Raw genomic sequence first — 25,536 nt, forward strand, 5'->3', positions numbered from 1 at the left:
ATGAACGAATCGGTGATCCACCAGACCTTATCGCAGCGCTTTGGCTTTTCAGCATTCAGACCTGGCCAGGAACAAACTGTCACACAGCTGGTTAACGGTCACTCTAGCCTCGCAATTTTCCCAACCGGCTCTGGTAAATCTTTGTGTTATCAGCTGACGGCCTTGCAGCTCCCCAATTTAACCTTAGTTATTTCGCCTCTGCTGGCGCTCATGAAAGATCAGCTGGAGTTTTTACACAGCAAAAATATCAATGCGGCCAGTTTAGATTCAACGTTAACTCGAGAGCAAAGTCAGTCTGTGATGCAAAATGTCAGAAATGGCAGCATTAAAGTGCTGATGATCTCGGTTGAGCGATTTAAGAACGAACGTTTCAGAGAATTCATCAAGCAAGTGCCTGTTTCTATGCTGGTGGTTGATGAAGCGCACTGTATCTCTGAATGGGGTCACAATTTCAGGCCCGATTACCTTAAGCTACCCGACTATCGTAATGAGTTAAACATTCCATTAGTGCTGCTGCTCACCGCCACCGCGACCAAAAAAGTAAAGCGCGACATGGCGAACCGGTTTGATATAAAACCCGAGCATATCGTGCAAACGGGCTTTTATCGCGCCAACCTGGATTTAAGTGTATATGCCTATCCGGAAGAGCAAAAAGTGCAGGCACTAATTGGCTATTTAAAGCAACAAGCTGGCGCAGGCATTGTGTATGTCACGCTGCAACAACAGGCTGAGCATGTGGCTAAGCAATTGCAGGCAGCGGGCGTAAACGCTGCCGCCTATCATGCCGGACTGGATGACAGCCTTCGTCAGAGTATCCAAAACGACTTCATGAACAATCACAAACAAGTGATCGTTGCCACGATTGCCTTTGGTATGGGCATAGACAAATCCGATATTCGTTTTGTGGTGCACTACGATCTGCCAAAATCGATAGAGAATTACAGCCAGGAGATAGGCCGCGCAGGGCGCGACGGGCAATTTTCTGAATGCATTACCCTTGCTAACTTAGATGGCGTTGCGACGCTTGAGAACTTTGTTTACGCCGACACCCCAGAGCAAGCCAGCATTCAGGCACTGATTGATGAAATTCAGTCGCAGCAACAGCAGGGGTTATGGGAAATGCAGGAGCTCAGCGCCTCTAAAGTCAGCAATATCCGATTGCTGGCATTAAAAACCTTGTTGGTGCAGCTCGAACTCAAAGGCGTAATTGAGGCCAAATACGCCTTTTACGCCGACTTTAGATTCAAGTGGTTACGCACAGAGCAGGACGTCATCAGCATGTTCGATGCGAACCGTCAGCAATTTATCCAGCAGATAATTGCCAATACGCAATTTAAGAAAGTGTGGGGCACCGTTGATATTCAGGCCTTAGTGCAACTAGGGCACGACAGAAATCGAATTGTAGCGGCACTGGACTACTTGCATGAGCAAGGGCACATTGAGCTTGAGTCAAAACGCATGATGCAGGTTTATCAGGTAGACGAAACCAAGCTGGCAGAGCCTAATTTGGCCAAAGAGCTTGCCGATTATTTTTTAGAGAAGGAGCAAGCTGAGGTTAAACGCATCGCCGCCATGCTGCGCTTTTTTGAGTTAAATACGTGTTTGAGTTACAACTTAGCGCGTTATTTTGATGATGAAAATGCCCCAGAGCAATGCGGACACTGCTCAGCGTGCCGAGGCCAGGTTGCACAATTAACCCAGTCTAAGCAGACAGAATTTCCCTCGGACGACACATTACGAAGCGACTTAAATGCGCTAAAACAGCATTTGACCCAAATTGGCGTTACGCCAAGCCTGGCAATACTGACCCGATTCCTAACCGGCATGACCTCGCCTTTGGCAACGTCTTCAAAATTCAGACAACGCTCCGGGTTTGGCAGCTGCGCAGACATTCGCTATCAACAGGTTTTGAGTAAAGTACAGCAATTAGGTTTTGGGGTGTAATGGCGAATCCATGATGTAGCGCATTTTTATCAGAAAGCACCAAAATCAAAGCGAAACAGTGTATGAATGAGTTCCGACCTGGCAGTCAAACCTGATCCGGCCGAACTTCTACTTCAAAACTAGCATTTCTTTTTCAAAACTGACATCCACCACCGTCATCCCGGACGCTTGTGAGCCGGGATATGCCAACGTACGATGCAGTAACACCCCGTTGCAACCGAACTCACAAGCCCCAGCGTCACCCCAGACACTGCGTAATGACTCAGAATTTAGGGGTTAATGATTATGTATCTGGCGCTCACATAATCAGGAAGTGACGAGCAGCTAATGGAGCCATTTTTATCATCAATGTAAACTTCTATGCTTTTACCTGCCGCGAGTGCTGCCAAAACAATGGCGTTACCTTTGTCCGACGGCGGACAAATCCACTTGCCATTAGAGCCGCTTGTCCTGAATGCAGTGTTGCCATTACATTGCTGAGGATAGTCCATCACCCAAGTGACTTTGCCTTTACAGTTGATATCCGCCGCATTTGCCAATACAGGGAACAAAACAAGTAGAACTGGTAATAACGCTTTCATAGAGCTTCCTTTAGTGTTTAATATATTTGCTAACGATACAAAGTGCTTTGTTTAGCATTGCGACGAGTGAGCGCTGGCTGTGCCTTCATGTCAGCCTGTAACTGCGTGCCTTAGAGCAATCTAACAAACTTCTTATTTATTATGGACAATTTTTGTTAGTTTGTGATTACAGGCGAGTACCGGGTTGGTTTCAGCTGTAGGAGAGTTACCAAAAATTGGGGTGGGTGTCCGGATAAAGCATCCATTAGACATAATGGGGTAGAATAAATTGTTAGCCCTTCCTAGGAAATTATGAGTAAACGTCCAAAATTAGGTGACATTATTGAGATTCCATTACCGAATAATGGAACAGGTTATGCTCAATATACCCATAAGAATAAACAGCATGGTTCCTTGCTACGTGTTTTCCAGATTAGTCAAAAAGTGGGAGATATCGCTGAACTGTTGTCTACAAAACATCAATTCACAACTTTCTTCCCATTGTCTGCAGCCTGAGCTCGTGGAATTGTTAGAGTCATTGGTAATATAGCAATTAAAGATGAATATCAAGACTTTCCTACTTTTCGAGCAGGTGTCGCAAACAAGTCGGGTATTGTTGAGGTCTGGTGGCTATGGGATGGCGAAAAGGAAGTTCGAGTTGGAGAGTTATCAGCTAAACAGATGGAGTATCCTATTCGAGGTGTCATAAATGATACCCTGTTAATTGAGCGCATTGGTAGTGGTTGGCAGGGCTAACAAGGCCGTTAAACAAAGGACACAAAACAGTTGGCTTGTGTTCCTTTTTCGCTTATTTTAACCAACTATTTTATTGCCTGTTAACAGGCGTTAGCTACAAATTGTGACCTACCTAGGTCAATGAGTGAAAATTAATGAATAAATTGATTAAAATTTTAATCGTACTTTTTGTTGTATTCGTTTTAACACAACTGGATTTTGGTTGTTCTGCAAAAGTAAAGGAAGCTCACAAAGTAGTTGTTAACACTGGCTTTGATGAGATTCGTAACAAAGAGCATTTTAATCTGTTATCTTCGTTCGATAATCGTTATATTTTAAAGTCATTGGATATCACGGATGTTGCAAGGTTAGGTGCTATAGATTTTTATCCGGCATCTTTTGCAAATGGAGCGATTACATATATTTTAAAATTTGATAAAGCTACTTTTGATGTTTCAGAAATGGAAGTGTTAAAAGGTAAAATATCTCAAATTTACAACCACATAAGTCAATTTCAAATTGAGCATGTTGATATTTTAGAATCCGAATCAAAAAGTAAAGCAAAGTTTGTAAAAGAGATTTTTTCTGGCAATAGCTTAGAGTTATATGACCACACTGATGCCAGATTGAAGTCGTTGATTACTAGAGATAACTTCGAGGAGCTTTTATCTGAGCTTACCAAAAGTGTTTCTGGAGAGTTTGTTGTTAAACCAGTTTTAAAACTAGCATATTATGAAGTAGATAATCTTCCCTATCACTTTGAACTCGTCTACCAAGTGCATAGTCAAGGTTATGAAGCAAAAGAAATAAGAATATTAGTGAACCCAGAAAATAAAAAAGTAATGGGAATCTTTTTGTAGTTAACAAACGCTTTAATCAAGGGGCGCAAAACAGCAGGCTTGTGCTCCTTCGTAGCTAATTTTAGCCTGCGATCTTGTGCCGTTTACGGCAAGCGTTAGGTAACCAATGGAATTCCGCAATCAACTCATAATTGGTATTTCAATCATAATTGGCTGGGTACCATCGTTGATATTGGTTGCGTTAGCGTGTTTAGGTGTTTTTTTGGGCGCACTCAGTTTATTCGATAAAGCATTCCCTATGGCAATTGCTTTTGTGACGCTTGGCGTTATGGGCATATTAGGCTTTGTTGGCTCTACTTCAGTATGTTGGGGTTTGAAAATCTCTTATCGTAAAAGGTTTTGGTTTCTTTTGTGTGGCGTCGCTTCTTTATTAGTTGCTTCTTTGTGGCTATTTAATGGCAGCTACAATCAGCCTAACCTTCACGATGATGCAGCGGCTTATTTGTTTTTTTATATTTTTATATGCCCTTTATTAATTGGCATTTTTCATGTTGTTTTACATTTAAAAAGTGTGGGTAAGGTTACCTAACAAGCCAAGTCAACGGCACTATCCCTATATTCTAAACCTATTGCGTAATGCCAGGCCAATCAAAAAGACCAGTGCTATTGATGCGAGTGATTGAAATCCTGCTACAGCAAACACTGCGTGAGGTATGTCGACAACCAGCTTGTCATTAACCAAAGTCCCATACAATGCAGCTGATGACTCTGAACGCGCATCTTTTGAGCTGGGTATTATGGAAAACATCTGTGAGAAAGAAAATAACAGCGCGTCGTATGCAATATCTTTTTTGTCAGATGAATAGGCATATATTGGTGCACACGTTAGCCAATAAGTTCTGTGGACATCCACTAAAAAGTAGGTGTACTTCCAAGTTGAACCTACCGTATCTTCCGCGCACTAATTTTGGTTGAGTGCCCGCCTGGTTCTTATTTGTCATGAAACAAATTCCTGAGCAAGAATTCGGCCTTTAGCAAGTTAATCCTGCCGATCGCATTCGGACGCTTCTGGTTGAGTCGTTAGTTCCATTACCAATCCTTCATGTCCAATTTTCAACACAAGTTAAAGCAATGAGGCTTTACCTGCTCCATTAATTGTATATGTGGGGACTCTTATGAAAATCGTATCTTCTGCTGAAGTCAAAAATTGTTTAAAAGCGGCTTTAGACGGTGTCGTTAATGATGTAGACAACTCCGTCTTTACACGCCGTGACTCGGAAGATGCAGTAGCTATGTCCCTGGATTATTTCAATAGCCGTGTTGAAACAGTTCATCTGCTTCGTTCGTCCAAAAATGCAAAGCATTTAAGTCGTTCCATAGCGCAGTATCGTGCTGGCAAAGCAACAGAACGAGAGTTAATTGATGGGTAGTAGCCAGCGTTTGCTGGTCTGATAATACCTAGGGTGACTATTTGTATTGACAAACTCAGGACAAGAAAACGTATCAATAACCTGATTAATGATATTAAACGTCCGTCATTTGATGAGGGAATAGGTGAACCTGAGCCACTAAGAGAAAGCTAATGACACAAACAGGCTTCATCGTCGGGCGACTAACAAGGGGCTATGGCGTCAATTTCTAGGTTTCGGCATTTGCGAGCAGCTGGGCATTAACCCAAATTGTACCTGTTCTTATTCAGGTCGTCTTTAGGTGCGGTAGACTCCACAAAGTCAAATATCACAGGCTCTGAACGTGATTAAAGGAGGCTTGTTCCTATATTGATATAGTGATAAATTCCTGCTGTTAATAAATAAAATCTAGTCGACGCATGAGTGTTCTTATTCCAGTCTCTAGGAGTGTGTTCACTTTAGTACGTGCATCGTCAGGAAATCTACAGGATATATCCTTTGCGTTTAATAACTATTTTTTCGTTCATCTTATTTCTCTCCGCGTGCAATTCCACGGAACACAGCTCAAAAGCGACTTTTGTAAAAGTTGGTGTTAAACCGAATGAGCATCTGGCAAGCCTGAGTTACCACGATATTAAACCTGTCAGTTACATAGGCTCGTTGGGTAAAATTCCGGTTTACAGTGACTTTAAACCACATGACAAAGAGGTTGCAGTTTATGATGGCCTTTTTTGGGAAGTTACTCCAATGGGGCAATATGTCTATTACCTGGCCGGTGACTTCAAGAAAAATGAGAAAGGGTTGTTAAGATTTGGCTCTCAAAACACAGAGTTACGGGTTGAGATCAGCTATGAGGATGATGCAATTGATGTAGCTGGCTATGAAATGAATTATAAATATGAACAAGCTAGTCGAGGAAGCCGCCTTGATTTATCTGATTTACAAGAGCTGCAACTATCATCAATGGATAGCTTGCTAAATAAATCGCTAACTGTTGATGGTTCTTACTATTCTCGAGGGATTTTCAAAAACAGTGAACTTGGGTCTAAAACGTCTAAGTCTCGATTTGAATTTATGAAATACAAAGACAATGCAAAACTAGTATTACTTTATGAAGATATCCTCAAGCCACAGAATGAAAATGAGGAGCCTCGATATCTCAAGATCATAGTGTCTAGCAAACAAGCTGACCTTGATGCAGGTGCCTTGTCATCTTTATTTAAGGAACTAGTGTCTGTTTACCACGACATGCCTTATAGTCGACTGTCTGGAGCGACGAGAATGTAGTGTGAGTATAGCGATGGCGGTTTGTCACACTTCGCTATCAATACCCACAAAAAAAGCCCCTAAAAAGGGGCTTTGCTGTCTTGATTATCTATAAACCAAAACTACTCACTAAATAGCAGTTACCAAAACTTTCACCTAAACAATCACCCCCGGAATTTCCTTACCAAACCCAAGGTCTACGCCACACGCTTTAGCTGCGGTGTGCAGTACATCGTGCTGGTTGTAGCCAGAGCCGATGTCGCTGACTACGCCTCGGTTGATGCGGGCGCCGCCACCGGCGATTAGATAGGCGCAAGGGTTGGCAGAGTGTTTGTCTGCATGGCCCATGTCGGTGGTTTCTAGTACCACTGTGCTGTCTAAGATGCCGGCTGCTTTGAGCTTTTGGATCAAATAGGCGCTCAGGCTGCCCAGGTGGCTGCGCATTTCGGTGTAGTACGGGTAGTTTGGCTGGCCGTTACTGCCACCGTGGATGGCGTTGTGATAATGTCCCTGGAAGTTCAGCTCAGGAATACGGAACTCTGACTGGTGGTTACCAAAGGCCAGTGACACCGAGCTGGTCAGGTTACATTGCAAAGCTGCCACGGCAATGTCTGCTTGTAGCCTGGCCTGCTGGCTGAAGGTATCAAAGGTCAATGGGAACTCTGTGTCATCGGGGGCAATGCCACAGGAGGTACCGCCAGAGAGCTCATCCAAACGTCGTTGGGTGTCTGCAATGGCATCGAGATGATCGTTCATGCGCTGTATTTCGTAGCCTGCAAGCCTGTTTTTAATCGCGTTGGCTGCCGACATATGCGCATTCATGATAGGCGTTTTACTGTTGCTGCCCTGGGCGCCGCCAAACACCATTTTATACACGGTGAAGGGGTTTTCCTGGAACGGCAAATGGTTACGGTTGTCTTTGGTTAAATGGCCCTGACCATTACTGTGAACGCCTAAGTTCAGATAGCGAAATGGCAGGTTCGGGCCCAGTGCATTACCCATAGTGACGTCGTAACTGTCACCGCCCCAGTTCTGAGCGAGCAGTACTGGCATTCGGCCATGGCCTGCATTGGAGTGGGCCATGTTGACCATAAAGTTACATTCGGTTTTGACCGGCTCATAGCCTGCCGACATCACGCCCAATTGCATGCTTTCACCACTGCCCGTGGGGTTCCAAAGCGAGGAGATAGACCCGCCCGGAATATAAATAGACACGGTTTTATTGGGCAGCCCGGCGTCCATCGCATCGGCATGTCGTGCGAAAAGTAGTCCTGATACCAGCGGTGATGTGCGGATCAGGGCGGTCGAAATACCCGACGCCATAAACATTTTTAATAAGCTGCGGCGCGATATCGCCATGTTATTTAAATGCTCTTTTTTCATGTTACTAACCTCTTAATGTTGTGACCCGCATTACTCGCTTCTGGACCAGGCTTTGCGATAACGCACCGACTTGAGTGAACCAAATTTCTCCAGCATGGCTCTCGGGCTTTCCTGCATCATGGTGTTGGTCAGTGTGTCGATTTCACACATATAACCGACTTGCTCTGTCTGAGACAGGCGCTTGTCTTCTTCACTCGTCGGGTCGATTGAGTCATGACCCACACCCATTACATAGCGGAACATTTGCTGTGGTAAGCAGCTTTGAGCAGAAGACAGGTCAGCTATTACAGCACCTAACTGTTTAGTGCCATTGAATGGCACAAAGTCACTGACCTGAGCGTATTTCTCAGGGGCGTAGAGGGTGCCCGATGCATTGATCACATTGCCGTTGTTGTCTTGATTGCGGATGTTGCCCACCGCATCAAAGTCTTCCATACCAAAGCCCATCGGGTTGATGTACTTTTCGTGGCAACTTGAACAAGGCTGGCCTTCGGTCAAGCTGTGGTACTTAAGTCGGTTAGTGGTCGTCGGGTCTTGCAACAAGTCAGACAGCTCGGCAAGCCTTTGCTCTCTGGCTTCAAAGGTACCGGCTGGCGGATCGGGCTGCTCCTGACACAACATACGACGGCGCACTCTGACCGAGCGTAAGATAGGGTGTGACTCGTCTACTTCTGCCCAGCGCGACATAAACGCACCATTGGCTAAGATGCCACCACGCTGTGTGGTCTCTACTTTTTGTAGGTCATCACCCGATACGCCAGGAATGTTGTAGTGGTTGGCCAGCAACTGGTTGACGAACGTGAAGTTGGCTGTATATAGCGAGCCAAATTTTTCGTCCGGCTGAGTCATGATGTAGGAGAAGGTTTCGTTGATCTCCGCTTTCATGGCAGGTACCAGATTGGCAAAGCCCGGGTAGTGGTCCTGATCTTTACTGGCGACCTCTAAACTGCCTGTACCTAACCAGCTGCCTACAAAGTCACCCAACACGGGCTTGGCTTGCTCAGCAAGGCGGTTTGCATGGGCAATGATATGGGCTTCATCACGCAGCTCATCACGCTCAGCGGCCTGCCACAGAAGCTGATCAGGTGTTGATCCGGTAAAGGTATAAGACAGGAAGGTGGCCATTTCCCACGAGGTCAGCTCGAAAGCGTCGTAATCCAGCTCTGAGTTATCCGGGTTCGCTTCACCTAATTCATGGCGGTAGATAAACTGCGGCGAAGACAGTAAGCCTTCCAGTGCTAACTGCATGCCCGCTTCAACGTCGTTATTGTTGAAAAAGCCTGTTGCGATCAGTCGGTAACTGTCTGCTTCATCCTGGGTCAGCGGTCGACGGAATATCTGCGGCGCTAACTCATCAATCAAACGGTTGGCACAGTCTTCATTAATGGCTGCACAACTTAAAGCTGGCGAATAGCCATTATCAGCCACCCATTGTGCGATTTCTTCGGCAACCAGCAGGTAGTTGCTGTAGTTAGAAGGCTGCACAGCGGCATGGGTATTATTGATGAAAAAGCCTACCTGAGAATCCGGCGACAAGCCGTCTGACACTTCAAAATCAACTCCCAGTAAGTCTTCTACGGTGTTTTGATATTCGGTTTGGGTCAGTATTTTCAGCTGTCTTGCACCGTATGCCACAGGCGCGACACCCACATCACAGGTTAATGGTGCAGGCCACAGGGTTTGCAGATATGCCGCGATATCCGTGGCACATTGCTCATCACAGGCGCCCGGTGCGCCATAAGGCATAGTCGCTGTGATCACATCAATCATGGCCTGTACGTCGCGTTCGGTATTAAGCGCAGGGAATGAACCCAGACCGCCGCCTTCAGAACCATGACAACCGGCACAGTTGGTTTTGTACAGCTCCATACCGCGGGCAATGGGGTCGGTTTCAGTGACTGTGACTCGAGCAATATTACTCGGCTGGGAGGGCACTGAGTTGCTCAGCGCAATCACCTTGTAATCAAACTCGCCGGACTCCGGTAAACCCGACTCATAATAACTGGCGTTAGAGGCAAGCGTTGCGGTGGTGTGCCAGCGGCCATCAAGCGATTTTAATCGCACCAGATAATTGGTTTCGTTATTGCTGTTGTCGTACCAGCTTAATTGCGCCTGAGCTTCGGCCGATAGGACACTGGCGCTCAGCTCCGAAGGTGCAGCCGGTTTAGCCGCCATATCAACAGGCTCAAAACTGTCTTGCTCGGCTGATAAAAAGGTCAGGTTAAAGTAAACCGGTACGGTCTCACCAATGCCACTTAGGTTGGCGACTACTCGCAGCGCCTCAATACCATAGTCCATATCAAAGGTTTTACTGTCGATGATCATCGGCGTAAGCGTGCTGACGTTAACATGGCCAGTTGCCAGCTTCACTACCAACACATCCAGGCTCATCTCTTGGTTTACGCCATGCAGGCTCATCTCACCGGTAACGGTTTGAACCGTCGGATTGCCCACTTCCAGCGTGCTCAATACTGCGGGGTCAATCTGAGTACTGAAATAAGCCGTTGGCAGTAATTCGGTTTCAAACAGTAAGTCCATGACCCGGCTGTTTCTGATATCCACACCGGTAGACACACTATTCAAATCGACTGCCAGGAGTACACGCCCATCGGCATCAATACTGCCCGACAACGCAGGGGCAGCATTATCTTGCGATACAAACTGGTTCAGCTCTGCCACATGGTCTTTTTTGACCGACACATAGCTTAGAGAAGACTCAGTACTGTCCAGTGCCCATAAGCCCGTTTCTGTGACAGCATCCGGGGGCGTAGTCGGACCTGAATTGCTGCACACATCGCCATTGAGGGTGATGGCAACGTCTTCGCTCAGGCCATTTTTACTGGCAACAAAGCCCAGCCCAAATGACTGATTTGCATGGACGGTATGACCCTGCGAGGTGATGGTACACCCAGTGTCGTTGCAGTCGAAATTGCCATTCCAGCCATTTTGCAGGGATATACCCTGGTTCCAGGTGAGTTCGAGGGACCAGTCGTTAATGCTCTGATCTGAGTCATTTGCAATGACTATCTCGGTTTTAAACCCATTGTTCCAGTTGTCCGGAATGGTAAATGAACACTGTGCCGCCTGAGCAAATTGCGCACTCGCGATTAAACTCATGCAAACGGCAAACTTGGCGATAGCTGGCGCCGTTGAGCTTGCACGAGTAAAGGTAGAGAATCGTGTTAAGTTATTAAATATCATCTTCTTTCCCTCCTATTCCTGCGCTTCAAAAACTAGGTTAAAGCTCACGGGAACCGCGTAACTGATCACAGATAAATTCGCCAGTGTTCTCAGTGTTTCTATGCCTGGCTCCAGGCCAAAATCTGTTGCATCCAGTACAACCGGCTTAAGGCTTTGCACCATGACTTTAGTGTGCGTAAGTCGGCGAACTGCCACGTCTGTAGTCACTTCGGCTATCACGCCTGTAAGGTTCACTGTGGCGGTGACGGTCTGTTGTTCGGTGCTACCGATAGGCATGGCAGACAGGGCTGCATAATCAACCGCAAGCAGTACTTCGGCTTCAGGGAACAAGCTGGTATCGAATAGGTGCTCCTTCATTCTGCCATCCCGGGTTTCGTTACCCGTATTGACGCTGGTCAGATCCAAAGTGAGCCTTGCAGCCCCTTGCGTAGAAATACTGCCGCTGAGGTTTTCAAAGGAGTGTGCTTCAACCACATGCTGTTTTTTGGTGGAGACAAAGTAAAGGCTGGAGCTTTGTGGGTTTAACTCAAATGGTCCGATGATGGGTGCCACATCCGGCTCTGCGACCTGAATGCTAATGGGCTGGCTGACCGTGGTATTGACCCCGTCATTGACCGATAGTTTGACCGTAAATGTGCCTGTTTGATCGAAAACATAAGCCGGGTTTGGCTCGTTTGATGTATTACCGTTACCAAAATCCCAGCTGTACGTTAAGGCATCCCCGTCTGGATCGGAAGAGTCACTGCCATCAAAGTTCACCGTTAAAGGACGCTGGCCGCTTGTCACAGAAGCCGATGCAATAGCTGAGGGAGCGCGATTAATATTGCCGTCTACCGAGCATAACCCGCCCAGAGAAGGCGTTGTTGGCGCGTCATTTTCTTGTGCTTTTTGGGCATTGAAACCAAAGTTCAAACTCTGACCCGGGTTGATGGTGCCGTTGTAGTTCTCGTTCACAATCTCATACGGATTACTGCCACTGTGATTGCCATGCCAGACGCCAGTCAGTTTAGTGTTGTCGGCAAATTCCATCAGTACTTTCCAGCCTGAAATGGCCACGCTCTCTGTATTGGTGATTGTGACCTTGCCGCGAAAGCCCGAGATCCACTCTTGTTCCACTTCAAACAGACAGAGTGCTGATTCTGGCTGAGCTTCTTCAATAGACAGCGCAATCGGTGCCGCCTGGTAGTCATTGGTGCCGTCGTTGATGGTTAATGACACCTGGTAATCACCCGCCTGCTCAAAAGTATGTTGTGGGCTCATTTCATCTGAGTTTTGGCCGTTACCAAAATCCCACAGATAGCTCACGTTGTCTGATGCTGAGTTGGCAATTTCACTGCTGAACTGGATAGTGGCAGGTGCCGTGGCCTGAGTGTCAGACGCCGTAATAGCAACACTGACTTCGTTATTGTCATCCTGCCCGCCGCTCTCACAAATGCCAGATAAGCTCGGCGTAACCGCGGCTTGCCCGGCACTTTTTTGTACGTTGAAGCCAAAAGTCTTGGATGAATTTGGATTAATCTTGCGATTCCAGCTGAGGTTCTCAAATTGATAGGGGTTGCTGCCGCCCAGTTGAGCGCGCCATGCGTTATTGATGGACTCACCCTGATTAAACTCTAATCCGACTGACCAGCCATCAATAGCGACATCGGTGTTGTTATATACGGTGACTTCTGCGGTATAACCGCTTTGCCATTCGTTCTTCACTTTGAACTCGCATTGCGCAGCCAAGCCGTGTATGGAGTGCCCCAAAGCCAGTAAGCAGAGACTGGTTTTTAAAAACCGGTGCTGCCTGGTGTTGTATTTACGTTGTCTCATGAAAGTTCCCCGAAACATTGCCATTTGACATGTTAATTCCCTGCTGCTCTTCGCGGGTTAAGCGTTGACCAGAGCTAACAGGCTGCAATAGCAAGAGCAAGTTCAGGTATGAGGAGAGACCAAAAGAGGGAGGTATGACAGCTCATGCCATTGGCGTGAATACCGATATGCTACGCAATGCGCATACAAAACAACAGTATGCACATAACACCAATTTCACTTAATACGTGTTCAATTTGAAGGAGCAAATCTGACGCTAACTGTGTTAAAAATTTTTCATTTAGCCCTGCTAAACATCAAAATTCTCGCCTTGTTATCGGCAATATTTTCTCGCCTCAAAGTTGCCCACTTAATTAAGCAAATTGGTTTACGCTTCATTTATACTCATTGGCATTCAGCAACCCCGCTATCTTAGTACGCACCTTAGACCGGAAGCTTTGCGTCCCTTCCTTTCGAAAGGTTTGCTATTTTAAGCCTGTCTGAGGAAGGTAGCCCAAAATTGCAATAATCACAAAGCCCACACTGCAACTTTCACATTATTTGCACATTTCACCTGAATTAAGGCCAAAAGGCTGTTTGGAATTTGTTCTTGGTTATTATGAAGTCCTTTAAATTTAATGCTTTATGCTCATTTTTCGACAGGTGCACAATGTCGTTCAATTGTGCAAGGAGATAGCGGGGGGAGCCCTAAATTTGATTTGATTATGGTATATTTTCTGTTTGTGATTGATGGACATCCTTTCTAAAGATCTAAGGGATGATTCTGGTATGATGCCTTTATTGGGGACGCTTCGCGAGGCGTAGGGGTTAGTTTTGCCTAATTACTCAGGTGATATGTGGCGAAGCTGTGCGTAAGGTGGAGCTCAGTCACTGATAAATACGCTTTCTCATTGAGGGCGCTTGTGATGATGATTAATAGGTTTTCCGGAGATATGTTTTGAATCAAAAAAGCAGACAGTTGTTACATGTGTTTGTCGTGGCATTGGGGCTGATTCTTTTAATAATATACAAAGCGACTAATAGTGAGAATGAACATGTCAGGCTTGAAAGGGATGTTTCTCAGTTGCTCCTTAGAGATGGAGATAAAGCTAAGCTACTCTCTTTTTATGACTCAACAGATGTGGGCTCACTAAATATCGGTATTGAAGGCTTTAGCCGAAGCGACGCATTATATGAAAAAAAGAAAAGCCAATACAAAGCAAAGACGCTGAACTTTGTCTGTACGCACGATGTGCTAAAGAAATACTTAGACTCCGGGGCAAAAATTATTGTGGACCTGACAGTTGGTAAAAACCTCGCCGATATAATAGTCAACTTCCATGTCACATCGGCTCGCTGTAGTAGGTTAAGGTTGTAGGTTAAATTAGCATCAGAATGTAAGTAACAGACACCAGTGCAAAGATTTTTCAGCTGGTTTTGGCGCTACTACGAGTATCTTTGCAAAGAATGTGCTGGAGTTACTGTCATTTTTTAAATGCGCGCCTTGCCCTGGCAAGTTTATCTTTATCCATTGTTGATGATACGTGCTCCCATAATTGTTCCTTGAGTGTATCAGGCACCTTTTCCAGGTCATCGGGTCGTTTTTGCGAAAAGTCCCAACCTCCAAAAAACCTGGCTGCCCCTTCTGTCTGTGCTGTATTTAGCTGGGTTGAGTTAATGATTGAGATGATGTTAGCCGTTGTGTAGTCAAACAGCATTTTCCTTGCAACATCCTCATAGGATGGATAACCTGACCAAGGTCCAGCGCCGGAGCCATACCATTCGAGTAAAGCCAGGACCTGTAGGCGTTTGTCTGGTATTGACGCTGTGAATGGAGTCATCAATCGCTGTGTATCTCTTGTGCCATAAAGGGTTAGGGTCTCTGTCCAGACTGCTCTGATTGACGAGGGCATTGCCACAAGCCAGCGCTGCTCATTTTTCTGGTTTTGTACTTGCTCTTTCTTTTGCGTATCAAACATCTTTCGTGGCCACTGCATGCCGCGATCATCAAACCAGGTCAGCAATTTATCTGTATTGACTACAGAAGCATCACTGCTCCAGTGTGAGAAGCGAATATAGTTACCGCTAATATATGATAGAGCTCCTAGCTCTTTATCACCTTTGTAGAAATAAATTACGGGGCTACCAACGCATAAACACAGTCGCTCTGTTTCGGGGCGTTCAATTACCAGGCTGCTTTTCAAAGCTGATAAGTCTTCTCTTTTTTCGGACTCAAATTGCACCAGTGCGTTTATTGGGTCTTTTACTACTAACCTTTCTGCCTGCTCAATTATCTGGTGCAGCTGTTTTAGGTTAACAGGGTTCTGTGTCTCACTCGCATAGGTTACTGACATACAGCACATCAGAAAAATAGCATATAAGCATCTGTATTTCATGGCAATTACTGCTTAAAAGAGATTCATAATGTAGAGTTATCATAATTTGTAGCCCTGTCAATCAGAAGTATTCATTGTTGCTAAACTTATCCGAGGGATTCAGGAGTATTTAAACTAATACCCTCAAACAGACTTTGAGCAGGTGTTTTCATAGCTTGACTAAGCAGCATATATGGGAACTGCTATCTATTCGTTTATTCCATACTTTAACTAATTTGGCTCTATTAAACTTCTCTCACAGCAACTATCTGATTTACATATGAAGTGGCAAAACCACTCTTGTGGCTCTACGCTTTATTGTTAGCTCTATTTTTATTTCATTTATTCAAGGTTGGCTAGGTAAATTATTACAAGGGTTGTTTATGACGATTGAGCAAAAATTGGAAAGTGCACGATTGGAGTTGCTTGATATGGGGCTGCGGGCAAACCCGCAGCTTAACTATCGTAGCAGTGGAAAAGCGATAGATATAATAGACGAAAAGTCTGAGCAAGTTTTTGAGTTACTTGTCGAAAAAGAAAAAACAATGAGCTTTTTGCCATTACCAAAGGCTTATCAAAAAAACATCAGCGATGATGATCAAAGCACTTTTTTTCAGTCTGATGAAGACACTGAGTTACCTCCGCTGGATTTGTATCTGGAGCAGCAAAAGGGGGAGGCCCGATTTAGCGATAAGTATCTTCAAACCGGGTTTATGCCTGCAAAGCTTGATAAGGCACTTTTAAAATTAGAGGCAGATGCACATACAATGCTGCAAGAGCAGGGTATAGAAGTAATGTACCTGGCGCTTGGGTTTTTGCAATGGCATGAACCGTCCAATACGCGTGTGTCGCGCTACGCACCTTTGATCCTTGTCCCCGTAAAGCTTGCAAGGTCGTCCGCGAGGGATAGCTTTAAGCTGAAATACACGGGTGAGGAACTGGGCTCTAACCTGACGCTGGCCGCAAAATTGAGAACCGAATTCAAACTACAATTACCTACTTACACGGTTGAAACTACTTTAGCAGACTATTATCAAGCAGTTGCGAATGCTGTCGAGAAGCAATCAAGCTGGAAAGTTCACCCGGATAAAATCGGCCTGGGACTTTTCTCGTTCGGCAAGTTTCAAATGTATATGGATTTAGATCCGAGTGGCTGGCCAGAAGGAAAAAAACCTGGACAGCTGCCGCTTATGACACGCCTTCTGAGTGAGGGGTTTAGCCTAGCAACCGAGTACAACACCAGTGAATTGGCGCACCCAGAGAAGCTTCATTTGGTAAAGGATGCAGACTCCAGTCAGATAGCGGCGATTTTGGCAATGAAGTCGGGTGCTGATTTTATCATTCAGGGTCCACCTGGTACTGGCAAGTCTCAAACCATTACCAACATCATTGCTGAGGCAGTTGCTTTGGGTAAAAAAGTGCTGTTTGTGGCACAGAAAATGGCGGCACTGGAGGTGGTGAAGAAGCGGCTTGATGAAACTCACCTCGGGCTTGCCGTGCTCGAGCTGCACAGCCACAAAAGTACCAAGAAAGTGGTACTGGCTTCTATCTCAGAGTCACTGGCACAAGGCAAGCCCAAGATAGTAGACAGAGGGCAAGAGTTTGCTGAGCTTACAGCCGCCAAATCACTACTGGATTCTTATGCGAAAGAAGTGCGAGTGCCCATTCTCAATAGCAAAATCAATTATATCAGAGCATTGGGTAAGCTGATGCAGCTTGAGCAAGCGTCAACATGCAAACCAATACCACTGTTGCCATTTAGCTTGTTTTCACAATGGACAGACGAAACATACCATCAAGTAATAAAAATTGTCGACGAACTGGTCCAGCAGATACAGCTAATGGGGGAGCCAGCCGCGCATCCGTTTGCTATGTCTACCCGACAAGACTTTTCTCCCGCGATGCATCAGGCGTTATCCGCTGAGATGCTCGCATTGAGCGATGAAATAACAGCAGTGGTTGCTCATAGTCAAACGGTTGCAGACCACATACAGCTTGAAAGCCCCGACAGCTTGCAGGCAGTATCTCAATTGATTTCCACCGCTCGCTGGCTGTCTGAGGTGCCTGAGCTTCATGGCGTACAAGTAGATAACGCGGTGTGGGTTTCGGACGAGCAACAGGTAGTACGTGGCCTGGAGAGTCTTGAGCGCGCCATGTTGCTTAAAAAGGCAGTTCAAGCAGAGTTTATTGCACTTGTGTTTGAGGCCGATTTACTGAGTATCCGTGAAGGGTTAGTTGGAAAAACGGATAAATGGTGGCGCTTTTTGTCGCCTGGTTTCAGAAAAGCGAAAACTAAGCTCTCTGGCCTGTACAAAGGTACTTTGCCGAGCAACCCTGCAAAGTGGTTAGAGTTATTAGATACGGTGTTGGAGTATAAAAGTGCGAAACGCGAGTTTGATTCCCACTGTACGTTTCTATCGAATGCTTTTGGCACGCTATGGCAGGGAGAGCACTCTGACTTGGCAGAGCTCATACGGGTTTTTGAATGGATCTGCGGCTACTATCAAAAAGTGAATCGTGGTCAGCTGCAATTGAAGCTGGCAAAAGTAATTGATGCTGGTGTAGATAAACAACTGCTACTGAATGAGTCAGAAGGGCTGAACCGATTGCATAATGAGTCGTTACACCTGTGTAATCGATTAACAGAAATCGTTGCGATAGACCCGCAAAGGTCAGAGTATGAACTTGCGACAATGAAATTTGGTTCTTTGTCCGATCTTTTAGCGAGTTGGAATAAGCCAGAGCAGCTTTATGAGTTTGCACGATATAACCAGATAGTTACTGCGCTTGAGCAATATCAGGTCCAGCCTTTCGTGAAACTGGCCTTCAACTGGAAAGAGCCCCCGGAAGCCTTGTTGCATGTGTTTGAGAAAAGCTATTTCCAGGGCTTGGTTGATTATGCGTATGCTAACTCCGCATCTATCCGACAATTTGATCGGACAAAGCACGAGAAGACCATCAAAGAATTCAAAAAAGTGGACGAAGAAAGTCTGTTTTTTGCTCAGGAAAAGCTCGTCGGTCAGTTGTTTGAACAGTTACCGAATAAAAATGCAAAAGGAGAGATGGAACTGGTACTGCGGGAGCTCAGTAAGAAGACGCGCCATATTCCTTTGCGAAAATTATTGAGTGAAGCGGGCCATGTTATTCAACAGATTAAACCTATCTTTATGATGAGCCCTATGTCTATCGCAACTTACCTTAAGCAAGGTGCGCTGGAATTTGATTTGATTGTTTTTGATGAAGCCAGCCAGATCCCCGCTCCAGATGCATTGGGTGCGATGATGCGGGGGAGTCAGGTGATTGTAGTTGGCGATAGCAAGCAGATGCCACCCAATAGCTTATTTGCGAAGTCGGTGGAGTTGGAAGACGAAGAGCTTGAAAAGAGTGATACCGCTGACATTGAGAGCATACTGGCACTCATGGAATCTAAAGGTGCGCCAAGCCATATGCTGAAATGGCATTACCGTTCACGCCACGATTCGTTAATAGCCGTTTCAAATGAGCAGTTTTATAAGAATGAGTTGATCGCATTTCCGAGCCCCGGGTTTCACCGTGATGCAACCGGGCTGAAGTTCCACTATTTGCCAGATAGCTGGTACGACAAAGGCGGTTCAAGAACTAACCCCGGAGAAGTTAAAGCTGTGGTAGCAGCTGTGCTTAAGCACGCTCTGACCAAGCCTCATTTATCGCTCGGTATTGTTGCTTTTAGTTTGTCTCAGCGTGACGCAATTATTCTGGAGCTTGAAAAAGTGCGTCGCTTACACCCAGAAACTGACGGGTTCTTTGAACGACATGCTGGTGGTGATGAGTTTTTTGTAAAGAATCTTGAGAATGTCCAAGGTGATGAGCGGGACGTTATTTTGATTAGTATTTGTTATGGTAAAACTAAAACGGGTGAGGTAAGCCAGAACTTTGGTTTGTTAAATAAGCCAGGGGGAGAGCGTAGACTCAATGTACTAATATCCAGGGCTAGGTTGTCTATGGAGGTCTTTGCGAACTTCCATGGGCAAGAGCTCAGAGTGGATAGTGGTAGCCCATTCGGGCTGCGTGCATTGCAGGCGTTTTTAGAGTTTGCTGAATTCAACAAATCAGAAACGGCTGTCGAAGGCGAGCAGGAAGCAAATTTTGCTTTTGGTTGTGTACTGCAGGATGCCATTCAAAGCTTGGGTTTTGACGTTGCGGCGCAAGTGGGAAATCAGGGGTATTTTATTGACTTGGCAATACGCCACCCAAGTTATCCTGAACAATATGTTTTGGCATTTGAGTATGATGGCGCGGGTTACTATGAAGCGGTTTCTGCCAGGGACAGGGAGCGGTTGAGACAAAGCGTATTAGAAGGGTTAGGATGGAAATTTGCTCGTATCTGGTCAACCGACTGGTACAGAGATCCAAAATCGGAGCTGCACAGACTGAAAGAGGTGATTGAAGAAGCCATATTGAATCACGATGCACACATTGCTGCACTAGAAGATGGCACTGAACAGGCAGCTGTATTGGCTGATACTTTATCTATGTCTACAGAAATCGAGCCTCAAGATACATCCCCGGTAATACAAAGAAGTGAAGTAGCAGAAGAGGCGATATTCGATGCGTGCAAAACCCCTTATAAAAAAGTGGATACTTCTGAACTCAACATGCCCAAGGTTGATGATTTTAGTGCTATTCCATTAAGTGCAATAGAGCATGCGATTGAGCGAGTTGTAGCAAGTGAATATCCAATCTTTGCTTCTATCGTTGCAAGCCGTTTGGCTAATGCAGCTGGTTTGTCTCGTGTGGGAAGTAAAATAAAACGGATAGTGGATCAGGCCATTGATGGTTTAGCAGGCAAGGGAGCGATTCAAAAAGATGACAATACGGTACTATGGCCCAAGGGGGTGTCCACAGTAAAGTTAAGGAATTGGGATGCTACAGACGCCTCTATGAAAAAACTGGAAAACGTCTGTGATGCTGAGCTGACCAATGCACTTTTATTGACGGTACGAGATGCTCACGCTATCAATATGACAGACTCAGCATCTGCTGCGCTTGGGTTACTTGGATTTCAGCGTGCCACCGCTCAAGCCGTAGAGAGAGTGAACCGATTGGCAGCCGAGCAGTGCAGAAAAGGAATATTGACCAGTGAAAACGATAGATTAAAAATTGCTGTGAGGAACTGAGTGCATAAGAAAGGGCAAACTTGGAGTATTGAAAATGTTGGAGTCTGCCCTACTCCTGCGAACATATTATAAGACCTGATATAAAAGCCTTGTTTAAAGCAAGCACGCATTTAAATTGGCTGTATGAAAAACACAGAGCTTGAGTGCTCACACAAGTTGCACGCAGGTATTGTGTGAAAGTCGCTCAAAAAGCCAAATTATCTCCTCCTATCTTTCTGATATTTAACATTAATCCTGACGCCAAATAATTGATTAGTGTAAAATAAGTGTTCTTTTGCATAATTGATATTTTTATTGTTCGCTACGGCCTGGCATCGCAGGTAAATAGTAGTACTGCGTCATGATGTTTTTGGCGCTAAGTGATGGGACATCAATTATGGTCAGTACCTTTACAGGAGTAGGTTAAAAGTAAGTGGTTAAAAACAATATACGCTGTGAAAGTTATCATGCGCAGTTGGCCCGATGGCCAAAAGAAGGAAAAGTGATACTGGCACAATATGATGAGAAATCTGTCACCGTATATCAGGCATATAATCAGTCGATTGGACAGTACGCTGCCAGGCACCAAACGTTTGGTGGTGATTTTAGTTTTACCCGAATGACCTGGATAAAGCCTAATTTTTTATGGATGATGTACCGTTCTGGTTGGGGAACTAAGGCAAATCAAGAGGTCACACTGGCTGTTAAAATTCATCGCACGGCATTCGACAGCATACTCGCGAGCTCAGTGCCTTCTTCATATGAGCAGAGTCAATATAATACCCGGGATGAGTGGAAGTCAGCGATGGCAAGATCAGACGTTCGCCTGCAATGGGATCCTGATCATGGACCATTCGGTGACAAGCAAGCTCGAAGAGCGATTCAATTGGGTATTAAAGGTGAAACGGTTCAGAGTTATGCCCGTGACTGGATATTGGATATATCCGATATTTCGGAATTTGTTAATGAGCAAAGAGAAAATATAAAAAATGGCAGACTGGACTTGCTGTGTACGCCGAAAGAGTCGGTGTATATACCTGCGGATGAGTCTCTGCACAAAAAACTGGGATTAGACCTGTAGTAATTACTTGTTTTGAGTACCCAAATATCATTCTGGTTGATGAGATCAGAGATTTAAAAGGAATACCATTGTGGAATTTATTTTTGAACCCCTTGTTGGACTTGGCGCGCTGAAATTCGGGATGTCCAAGTCTGAAGTAAACGCATTGTGTGCAGGGGTGTCAGGTATTAGTGACCTGCAGTATCAAGGTGGAAAACTGGTCGCGTTTTCAATCGACCCTTCTTCTGTTGAACAGAGCCTGGTTTTTGCTGGCAATGATGTCCTTAAGCTGGATAAGTTAGAGGCAGCGCTTTTTTTTGCGGGCCAAAGCAACTGCTACGGGCAATCGCAGGGCGGATCGCTTTACTTCACTGATCTGGGGTGTGCACTTCTTCAGTTTGAATCGCCTTTTCGTACTTTCTTGTTCTTCGCTGCCGGGTATGATACCGGTGAGCCACTAGCAGACATATCGCCAGATTCAATTAAATCTTACTACCAAGAATGCCATTGGGAAGATTAGGAAGCTTGGGTAATTGTCGCTGCAAAAAGTGCTTGTCAGAACTGCTGAGTTGTCACTCACTAAACTGGTCAGAGTCAGGGCAATTAGATAAAGTTAACACCCTCCAAATAGAAAAATAACGCATGGAAAGACGATGGATTATTTAAGCATTAATAAGTCAGCCTGGGATAAAAGGACCCAAGTACACGTGGCATCAGAATTTTATGATGTGGCCGGGTTTAAGGCCGGGCAGTGCTCACTGAATCCGGTTGAACTGGCGCAGGTGGGGCCTGTGAAGAGCCAGTCTTTATTGCATCTGCAATGTCACTTTGGCCAGGATACCCTATCCTGGGCACGTTTGGGTGCCGATGTAACCGGGGTAGACCTATCAGCAAGTGCCATTGCGCAAGCTAACACCCTTAAAGATGCGCTTGGTTTAAAAGCGGAGTTTATCGAAAGTGATGTGATCCACTTTGGCCAAAGCAATATGCGTCAGTTTGATATCGTGTTCACTTCATACGGTGTTTTGTGCTGGTTGCCCGATTTAACCGCATGGGCAAAGACAGTGGCCGGCGCACTAAAAGTGGGTGGAGTGTTTCACCTGGTTGAGTTTCATCCCATTAATGACCTGCTGGCAGGCTATGCATATTTTCCTCATGGTGCGCCTGATATTGAAGAAGAGGGTACCTACACAGAAAACTGTGATGGCACTAAAGCCACTACCGTGACCTGGACCCACTCGGTCAGTGATGTGGTCAATGCGCTGATTGGTGCGGGTCTGAATATTGAGTCTTTTGTTGAGCACCCATATAGCCCGTATGATTGCTTTGAGGGGCTGGAGTTCGTGCCTGAGTTGGGGTATCAAAAGCTGCATCAAGGTCAGCAAGTACCGATGTTGTACTCAATTAAGGCCAGTAAAAGTCGGACGCCTGTTTAATAGTACGCTATCAACGTTATTGACTAGGTTAACTGTGGTGCTGTTTGTGCTCCCTGGCCAGCAACTCAATAAACGCTAATTTGGATGGTCTATTTATTGGTATATTAATCACTTTAAAAACTAGGGGGTTTTTAAAATAAAGCTTACCAGAAAATTCATTAACTTTAGTATTGGCTTTGGTGTTGTAAAAGTGTGCTTTTTGAATAATTGTTATTCGGAATAGCTTGCTTTTTTGCGCCCAGTTTAATTTATATATAAAAATAAAATGTGAAAGGAAATAGAGAAAATGAAAAAAATAATAGCAACAGTATTAATGGCTTTTTCGTCTTTTGGCTCGGTAGCTGGAGAATGGAATCAGGCAGGAAAAATCACAAAAGTGTACCCAAAGCCAACTAGAAATGGCATTTATTTTACTCATGAAAACATGGTTTCTGGTGGCTGTACGAGAGGAACAAACTTATTTTTAAGTGCAGATGAAAAATTATTTAAAGAAACATATACACTGCTGTTGTCTGCTTATGTTACGGGCAAACCAATAAAAATATATGTTGACGGATGTCAGCCAACGCATGAGTACCCGCTAATTAAAGAAGTGATTGCACAGTAAAGTACTTAGTAGCGGGCGCTAAGCGTTGAGTGTTCTCACCTGTGAGCCATTGTATGCTTAGGGTTGCTTTGTAGCTCGCTTGTCATTTGCTCCTTTTAGTGAAATACATGCCGATTGCGCTCCCTGGCCCAGCAAAGCAGTAAGGCTAAAGCCCCGCTGGCATAGGTGATATACAAAGGTGCCGACGTATTGGCATCTTCGTCATACATAAATATGTTAGACATCACTGCGGCCACCACCGCACCAATCACTAACCAGGCTGCAGCATAATACAGTTTATGCCCAGGCGCACTCATATAACCCGAGAGCACAACACAGGCAGCCGCGACGCCACCTATTACTGGCTTTTTCCACCAACCCGCGTATTCGGCCAACATACCAGCAAGCGTCGCTGAAGAGATAAAGGTAATGACCACTATTACAATGGACAGTAAGAGCTTCAGTATTTTTTGCATAAGCCACCTTTTCATCCTTTAAACACTACTCAGGATAGCCTAGACCTTTCATAGCGCCAGACCTTTGTTGCTTTTTATCTGGAGGCCTGGATCTTTTGCAGAGGCTGAGCTGCCGAGAAAATAGTGTGTACTCGATTCTTAAGGGCTGGTCTGGTGGTTCGTCTCGGCTTGCGGTCGGGCATTTTTTATTCAGTTTTCACATTATAAGTTGGTAGGGTTAATAGGGTTTTGTCAGTGTTGTGATAAAATTCATAACCGATATTGATTTTTTAAAGTGCTTAAATTCATCATGTGGGGTGGCGAAAGCTTACATGAATAATTATAAGCTTAACTTTGTGGTCTTTCTATGTAACATTTTCGCTGAAATAATAGGTGTTTATAGTTTTTAAAAACCAATATTTATATCTTTATAACTACCTAATAATATAACTTTGTATAAATTGGGTGCATAGATTTCGTCTTCGTCACTCCTCTCGTTTTCACCATATTTAACATCGGGTATATCCTGGTTATATATGGTTTATAGGTTTTTATTTGCGCGGTTCTTTTTGTTTTAACCGTTAAGTTGCTTTTTATATGTTTGGTTAGCTGTTTTCCGGGTGCTCAGTGCTATATATTATATTTGGAGCGAAAAGCAAGAATTATAAAATAGCCCCTCATACTTCGACTTTATCTTGGTGTTAAGTAGTTAATTCGCATTGATGGATTATTTAGTATGATGAATTGCATCAGAATTATACCTTCTGACGCTTGTAAAATAAGTAGAAAATAAGTTTAATGGGTACATAGGCGTTGCTCAGGTAGGGGAGCTTGCTTGAGAGGGTATCACATAGCTCAGCAGGAAAGACCCCTGAGATAGCGTTAAAATGGATGTTTGCAATCCTAAGTTAATGTATTTGAATAATAAATTAAGAAACTAGCGGCTCGCTGCTGGTTTTCTGAGAGCTGTTTGAGCATAAATTTATGAAGCCGTTACTTTATTTTTCTACGTTGGTACTGTGTTTGTTTTTATTTTCACGGTTTATTAAACCAGAAGCGCTTCCAGCATCTGAAGTACATATAAAGCTCTCAGAAAAAGGACTCATGAGAGCACGAACACCTCAACCCACCATTGAGACGTATGTTGATGAAATACGTGATAAAATAACTGTGAGTAAAGTGAAGGTTGTTATTTCTGCTAACTCATGGCAAGAAGCGGAAGTTGAGAAGTTAAAAAGCAGATTGCTAAATGAATTTGATAACCAAAGGAGGCCTTGTTGATCAAATCCAGATAGCTTAGGCAACAATGCGATTTCAGCTGTTTCCCTGATATTCAGGCATACCTAGCCCAGCCATTCTATTGAGCACTTTCACTTTGATCATCGCTTCAGTGTGCT

General features: G+C 44.9%; 19 protein-coding genes, 1 pseudogene and 1 riboswitch. Of the genes and pseudogenes, 14 read left to right on the top strand and 6 right to left on the bottom strand.

The genetic code is table 11. The annotated features are described in order from the left end of the window. Entirely contained in the window at positions 1–1,944 is a 1,944-nt protein-coding gene (locus IY568_RS13170) for a RecQ family ATP-dependent DNA helicase (RefSeq protein ID WP_194867816.1), read from the top strand. A gap of 269 nt (positions 1,945–2,213) precedes the next feature. Here the strand turns inward: IY568_RS13170 and IY568_RS13175 are convergent, their stop codons facing one another. Continuing rightward, positions 2,214–2,525, bottom strand: a complete 312-nt coding sequence (locus tag IY568_RS13175) for a hypothetical protein (RefSeq protein ID WP_194867817.1) — start codon at positions 2,523–2,525, stop codon at positions 2,214–2,216. A gap of 291 nt (positions 2,526–2,816) precedes the next feature. On the opposite strand from IY568_RS13175, the gene IY568_RS13180 reads away from it, so the two are divergent. From IY568_RS13180 to IY568_RS13205, 6 genes and pseudogenes are all read left to right on the top strand, one after another. Then, a complete protein-coding gene (locus tag IY568_RS13180) occupies positions 2,817–3,020 on the top strand; it encodes a hypothetical protein (protein ID WP_194867818.1) in 204 nt (67 codons plus the stop codon). Between the two features lie 374 nt (positions 3,021–3,394). Beyond that, positions 3,395–4,099, top strand: coding sequence for a hypothetical protein (locus IY568_RS13185; RefSeq protein WP_194867819.1), 705 nt, complete (start codon positions 3,395–3,397; stop codon positions 4,097–4,099). A 106-nt stretch (positions 4,100–4,205) separates the two neighbouring features. After that, positions 4,206–4,628, top strand: a complete 423-nt coding sequence (locus IY568_RS13190) for a hypothetical protein (RefSeq protein ID WP_194867820.1) — start codon at positions 4,206–4,208, stop codon at positions 4,626–4,628. A gap of 586 nt (positions 4,629–5,214) precedes the next feature. Then, positions 5,215–5,469 carry a type II toxin-antitoxin system Phd/YefM family antitoxin gene (locus tag IY568_RS13195; RefSeq protein ID WP_194867821.1) on the top strand — a complete coding sequence of 85 codons (255 nt, stop codon included), beginning with the start codon at positions 5,215–5,217 and terminating at the stop codon, positions 5,467–5,469. A gap of 57 nt (positions 5,470–5,526) precedes the next feature. After that, positions 5,527–5,619: pseudogene (locus IY568_RS25310) on the top strand (type II toxin-antitoxin system YoeB family toxin); the annotation flags it as partial. Between the two features lie 327 nt (positions 5,620–5,946). After that, entirely contained in the window at positions 5,947–6,735 is a 789-nt protein-coding gene (locus tag IY568_RS13205) for a hypothetical protein (RefSeq protein WP_194867822.1), read from the top strand. Between the two features lie 135 nt (positions 6,736–6,870). Here IY568_RS13205 and IY568_RS13210 read toward each other — a convergent pair whose 3' ends face one another. From IY568_RS13210 to IY568_RS13220, 3 genes are read right to left on the bottom strand one after another with little or no spacing between them, the layout of a single operon-like run. Further along, positions 6,871–8,097, bottom strand: coding sequence for a DUF1552 domain-containing protein (locus IY568_RS13210; protein WP_138537166.1), 1,227 nt, complete (start codon positions 8,095–8,097; stop codon positions 6,871–6,873). Between the two features lie 30 nt (positions 8,098–8,127). Then, entirely contained in the window at positions 8,128–11,298 is a 3,171-nt protein-coding gene (locus IY568_RS13215) for a DUF1592 domain-containing protein (protein ID WP_194867823.1), read from the bottom strand. A gap of 12 nt (positions 11,299–11,310) precedes the next feature. Beyond that, positions 11,311–13,113, bottom strand: a complete 1,803-nt coding sequence (locus IY568_RS13220; RefSeq protein ID WP_194867824.1) for a cellulose binding domain-containing protein — start codon at positions 13,111–13,113, stop codon at positions 11,311–11,313. Positions 13,114–13,506: 393 nt separating this feature from the next. Further along, a riboswitch (cyclic di-GMP riboswitch) is annotated at positions 13,507–13,589 on the bottom strand. A 461-nt stretch (positions 13,590–14,050) separates the two neighbouring features. Here IY568_RS13220 and IY568_RS13225 point away from each other — a divergent pair. After that, positions 14,051–14,470 (top strand): hypothetical protein, encoded by a 420-nt coding sequence (locus IY568_RS13225; protein WP_194867825.1) that lies wholly within the window; start codon positions 14,051–14,053, stop codon positions 14,468–14,470. Positions 14,471–14,576: 106 nt separating this feature from the next. On the opposite strand, the gene IY568_RS13230 is transcribed toward IY568_RS13225, so the two are convergent. Beyond that, the gene (locus tag IY568_RS13230) at positions 14,577–15,446 is read right to left on the bottom strand and encodes a hypothetical protein (RefSeq protein ID WP_194867826.1); all 870 of its coding nucleotides are present in this window, start codon (positions 15,444–15,446) and stop codon (positions 14,577–14,579) included. A 404-nt stretch (positions 15,447–15,850) separates the two neighbouring features. Here IY568_RS13230 and IY568_RS13235 point away from each other — a divergent pair, with 404 nt between their 5' ends. The 5 genes from IY568_RS13235 to IY568_RS13255 all read left to right on the top strand — a co-directional run bounded on the left by IY568_RS13235 (position 15,851) and on the right by IY568_RS13255 (position 23,705). Further along, positions 15,851–20,623 (top strand): DUF3320 domain-containing protein, encoded by a 4,773-nt coding sequence (locus IY568_RS13235; protein ID WP_194867827.1) that lies wholly within the window; start codon positions 15,851–15,853, stop codon positions 20,621–20,623. 412 nt (positions 20,624–21,035) lie between these two features. Then, positions 21,036–21,683, top strand: a complete 648-nt coding sequence (locus IY568_RS13240) for a DUF4291 domain-containing protein (protein WP_125560571.1) — start codon at positions 21,036–21,038, stop codon at positions 21,681–21,683. Positions 21,684–21,753: 70 nt separating this feature from the next. Next, positions 21,754–22,182, top strand: a complete 429-nt coding sequence (locus tag IY568_RS13245) for a hypothetical protein (RefSeq protein WP_125560573.1) — start codon at positions 21,754–21,756, stop codon at positions 22,180–22,182. A gap of 133 nt (positions 22,183–22,315) precedes the next feature. After that, the gene (locus IY568_RS13250; RefSeq protein ID WP_194867828.1) at positions 22,316–23,098 is read left to right on the top strand and encodes a class I SAM-dependent methyltransferase; all 783 of its coding nucleotides are present in this window, start codon (positions 22,316–22,318) and stop codon (positions 23,096–23,098) included. A 286-nt stretch (positions 23,099–23,384) separates the two neighbouring features. Continuing rightward, positions 23,385–23,705 (top strand): hypothetical protein, encoded by a 321-nt coding sequence (locus tag IY568_RS13255; RefSeq protein ID WP_194867829.1) that lies wholly within the window; start codon positions 23,385–23,387, stop codon positions 23,703–23,705. Positions 23,706–23,800: 95 nt separating this feature from the next. On the opposite strand, the gene IY568_RS13260 is transcribed toward IY568_RS13255, so the two are convergent. Continuing rightward, a complete protein-coding gene (locus IY568_RS13260; protein WP_194867830.1) occupies positions 23,801–24,160 on the bottom strand; it encodes a hypothetical protein in 360 nt (119 codons plus the stop codon). Positions 24,161–25,123: 963 nt separating this feature from the next. Here IY568_RS13260 and IY568_RS13265 point away from each other — a divergent pair. Further along, positions 25,124–25,420 carry a hypothetical protein gene (locus tag IY568_RS13265; protein ID WP_194867831.1) on the top strand — a complete coding sequence of 99 codons (297 nt, stop codon included), beginning with the start codon at positions 25,124–25,126 and terminating at the stop codon, positions 25,418–25,420. Positions 25,421–25,536: the final 116 nt, after the last annotated feature.

Source organism: Pseudoalteromonas sp. PPB1 (assembly GCF_015356275.1).
GTDB classification, from domain to species: Bacteria; Pseudomonadota; Gammaproteobacteria; order Enterobacterales; family Alteromonadaceae; genus Pseudoalteromonas; species Pseudoalteromonas rubra_D.